Source organism: Winogradskya consettensis, assembly GCF_018332715.1.
GTDB classification, from domain to species: Bacteria; Actinomycetota; Actinomycetes; order Mycobacteriales; family Micromonosporaceae; genus Actinoplanes; species Actinoplanes consettensis.
In genome coordinates, this window is record NZ_BOQP01000054.1 from 1 (window position 1) to 3,266 (window position 3,266).

Genomic DNA, 3,266 nt, shown 5'->3' on the forward strand with positions numbered 1-3,266 from the left:
CCCGACCCCGCGGACAACCCGGGCCCACGGACGACCCGGGCGCGGACACCCGGTCCCCGCGCGCAGAGCCGGGCCCTCACAAACAACCCGGCCCACGAGCAAAGCCCGGCCCACGAGCAAAGCCCGACCCCGCACGCAAAGCCCGACCCCGCACGCAAAGCCCGACCCGGACGGAAGCCCGACCCCGCACGGAAGGCCAACCCACAAACCCCCAGGATCAGTCGCCGGACGAGCCGAAGAAGTAGATCTCGGTGGGTTTGCCGTTCTCGTGGAGGACGGCGCATCGGCCGTGCCACCGACGTTCGGCGAGCTCCGTCAGGGCCTTGGCGTGCTCGCGCGTGGGGTGTTCGGTGCCGACGTGGGCCAGGGCTTCGGCTGGGGAGACCGGTTCGACCGTGCCGAATTCGGGGTTCTCGCCGGGTTCGATGACTTTGAAGACGTCGAGGATGGAGTGGGTGCCGCTTTCCTGGACCTCTTCGTCGTCGAAGAGGTCGTCCCAGGTGGTGGGGCGGTTGGGGTAGTCGGCGGCGGATTTGCCGTACTCGCCGGGGACCGCCCACCAATAATCGCCTGCGGCAAAGACCTTGTCCCGGAGGGCGTCGAGCGCCGCATTGAGATCTTCCTGATAAGGAACGTAGTAGTCCCAGCCCGAAGCGCCCATGGTCTCCCCCTCGTGTGTGGACGGGGCAAACCTAGCGAGGGGGTGTGACAAGAATTGGGGCCGGTGGTCCAAGAGGAGGCTCTCGGTCCGCTTGAACCACCGGCACTTCTTCGCTACCCGCTCACGGACGGACTAATCACGCGATCGAGAAGTGGTGGGAGAAGTTCTTGGAGGACCGCGACGCCGTCCGCGCTGAGCACTGACTCGGGGTGGAACTGGACGCCTGCGAAGCCCTCGCCGCGCAGGGCGTGGACCTTGCCGTCGGGGTCGGCGGCGAAGGACACGCCGGGGACCGTAGCTGCGAGGGCAGTGAAACTCGAATAGAAGCCGACGCGGCGGGTGGTGCCGAAGAAGTCGATGTCGCGGGCGATTCCCTGATAGGTCGAGTCGCGGCGGAGCAGGGGCAGGCCCAGGGTGGTGGCCAGGATCTGGTGGCCGAGGCAGATCCCGAGCAGGGGGCGGCCGGCGGTCAGCGCCTGCTGGGCAAGGGCGCGCAGGCGGTCCATCTTCGGGGTGGCCGCGGCGGGGTCGCCGGGGCCGGGGCCGAGGATCAGCAGGTCGGCAGGGGGGATGACCGGGGCGGTCCAGGGCACCACTGTGACGGTCAGGCCCAGGGCGCGCAGCTGGTGGGTGAGCATCGCCGTGAACGTGTCCTCGCCGTCGACGATGACCGCTGAGCGGCCGGCGAGGGCGGGCATGGTGAGGGCTCCGGGCACGCGCTGGTCCAGCCAGAAGCGGGCGAGGCCGGCGTTGCGCGCTGCCAGGGCCTCGTCCAGTTCAGGATCGGCGGGCTCCGGGCGTACTGATAAAGGTTGAGGTTGAGAGCGCAGGCTGAAGGCCGAGAGCACCCCGGCGGCCTTGGCGTGGGTCTCGGCCACCTCGCCCTGCGGGGTCGAGTGCCGGACCAACGTCGCCCCCACGGGTACGCGCAGAGCCCCGTCGTTCGAGATCTCCGCCGTCCGGATGAGAATCGGCGCGTCCAGGGTCTGGCGGCCGTCGGCATCATGACCGAGCAGGGCCAGCACGCCCGCGTAGTAACCGCGGCCGCGGCCCTCGTGCCGGGCGATCACCCGGCAGGCGTTCTCGACCGGGCTGCCGGTGACCGTGGGGGCGAACATGGTCTCGCGCAGGACGTCGCGCACGTCGAGCGAGCCCTTGCCGGCCAGCAGGTACTCGGTGTGGGTGAGGTGGGCCATCCGTTTCAGGTACGGCCCGACGACCTGGCCGCCGTGCTCGGCCACCGTCGCCATCATCTTCAGTTCCTCGTCGAGGACCATGTGCAGCTCCTCGATCTCCTTGCGGTCGGCGAGGAAGTCGGCGAGGCTGCGGGCGCCGTCGTGGCGGTGGGTGCCGCTGATCGGGTTCATCATGGTCAGCCCGTCGGCCACGCTGACGTGCCGCTCCGGCGTGGCGCCGACGAGCGTACGCGTCCCGGTGTGCACCAGGAACGTCCAGTAGGCACCCCGCTCGCCGGTCAGCAGGTTGCGAAACGCCGCGCGGGCCGTCTCCAGCGGGTCGCCGTCGACAGTGGCCTGATAGACCCGGTGGATGACGAAGTTCGCGCCCTCGCCGTGCCCGATCTCCTCGTCGAGCACCGTCCGGACGATCTGCTCGTAGTCCTCGTCCGCGATGTCGAACGCACCGTCCCGGATCTCCACGCTCCGGGGCAGCGACGCGATCAGGTCGGCGAGCCGCACGGTCTCATGTCGCTCGACGCGCAGGCATTCCAGTGGCGTCCCGTCGTCGACGTACGCGAACCCACGTTCACCGATCTGCCGGTACGGGACCAGGGCGAGCGTCTGCGGCCCGCTCCCGGCCGGCAGCGGGATGTCCGCCAGGGTTTCCACGGTGACGACGCCGCCGTGCAGGACGTCGACGTGGTCGGCGCCGTCACGGTGCAGCAGGGCAAAAGGCTTCATGGTTCCTCGTCGGGCTGGGGACCGCCACCGAGAAGGACCACACGAAAACGGCCGCCTCGGGGAGGCGGCCGCGGTGAGTGTTTACACGCGGGTGGGTGTGGCCGCCGGTTCGGCGTGCCACCACATGCTCAATCGCGCGTGCATGCCAGGCAGAATAGCGCATCCTGCGACTCCCGCGCGGGGCTCTACCGCGGCCTGTGGAAGCTCGCCTACCTCGACAACGGGGTGTACGGCATCGCCCCCCACGACTGGGTGACGCAGATCCCGGCCGCGTCGCTTGTCCTCGGCACCCTGGCCTGCGGCGCTGCCATCCTCGCCCTGGCCCGGACGACCACGACCACCGTCCGGGCGTCGGGGTATCGCAAGACCGCGATGACTCAGAGTTCCGCGACCACGGGGTCCAGGGCTTCGAGCCAAGATGGGGGAAATTGGGGAACGGGCGATCCAGGGCCGCAGGTTCAATCACGCAATGCGACGGTCCTCCGAGGCGAGACACGCCTTATCTGCGGCATGAGAGCGTGCCGCCGGAATAGTGGTCGAAGATCGGTTTGTTGCTCAATCGCGGCAGGGTTGCTGCCATTGCCGAGGCGAAGTACGGCATGGGCGGGCCTCGCGAAGAAGACGCGCAGGATTTCCTCCGTTAGGAAAACGTTCTCGCCGGACTCGGGGCTTGCCCCCGGAATTTG

At 69.2% G+C, this 3,266-nt stretch carries 3 protein-coding genes; all 3 read right to left on the minus strand.

Annotated elements, in window-relative coordinates:
- Window positions 1-217 precede the first annotated feature (217 nt).
- The gene (locus tag Aco04nite_RS42965) at window positions 218-661 is read right to left on the minus strand and encodes a hypothetical protein (RefSeq protein ID WP_213002945.1); all 444 of its coding nucleotides are present in this window, start codon (window positions 659-661) and stop codon (window positions 218-220) included.
- A 113-nt stretch (window positions 662-774) separates the two neighbouring features.
- Window positions 775-2,580, minus strand: coding sequence for an anthranilate synthase family protein (locus Aco04nite_RS42970; RefSeq protein WP_213002946.1), 1,806 nt, complete (start codon window positions 2,578-2,580; stop codon window positions 775-777).
- Window positions 2,581-3,038: 458 nt separating this feature from the next.
- Window positions 3,039-3,266: hypothetical protein (locus Aco04nite_RS42975; RefSeq protein WP_213002947.1), on the minus strand; the 228-nt coding region annotated here is incomplete at its 5' end.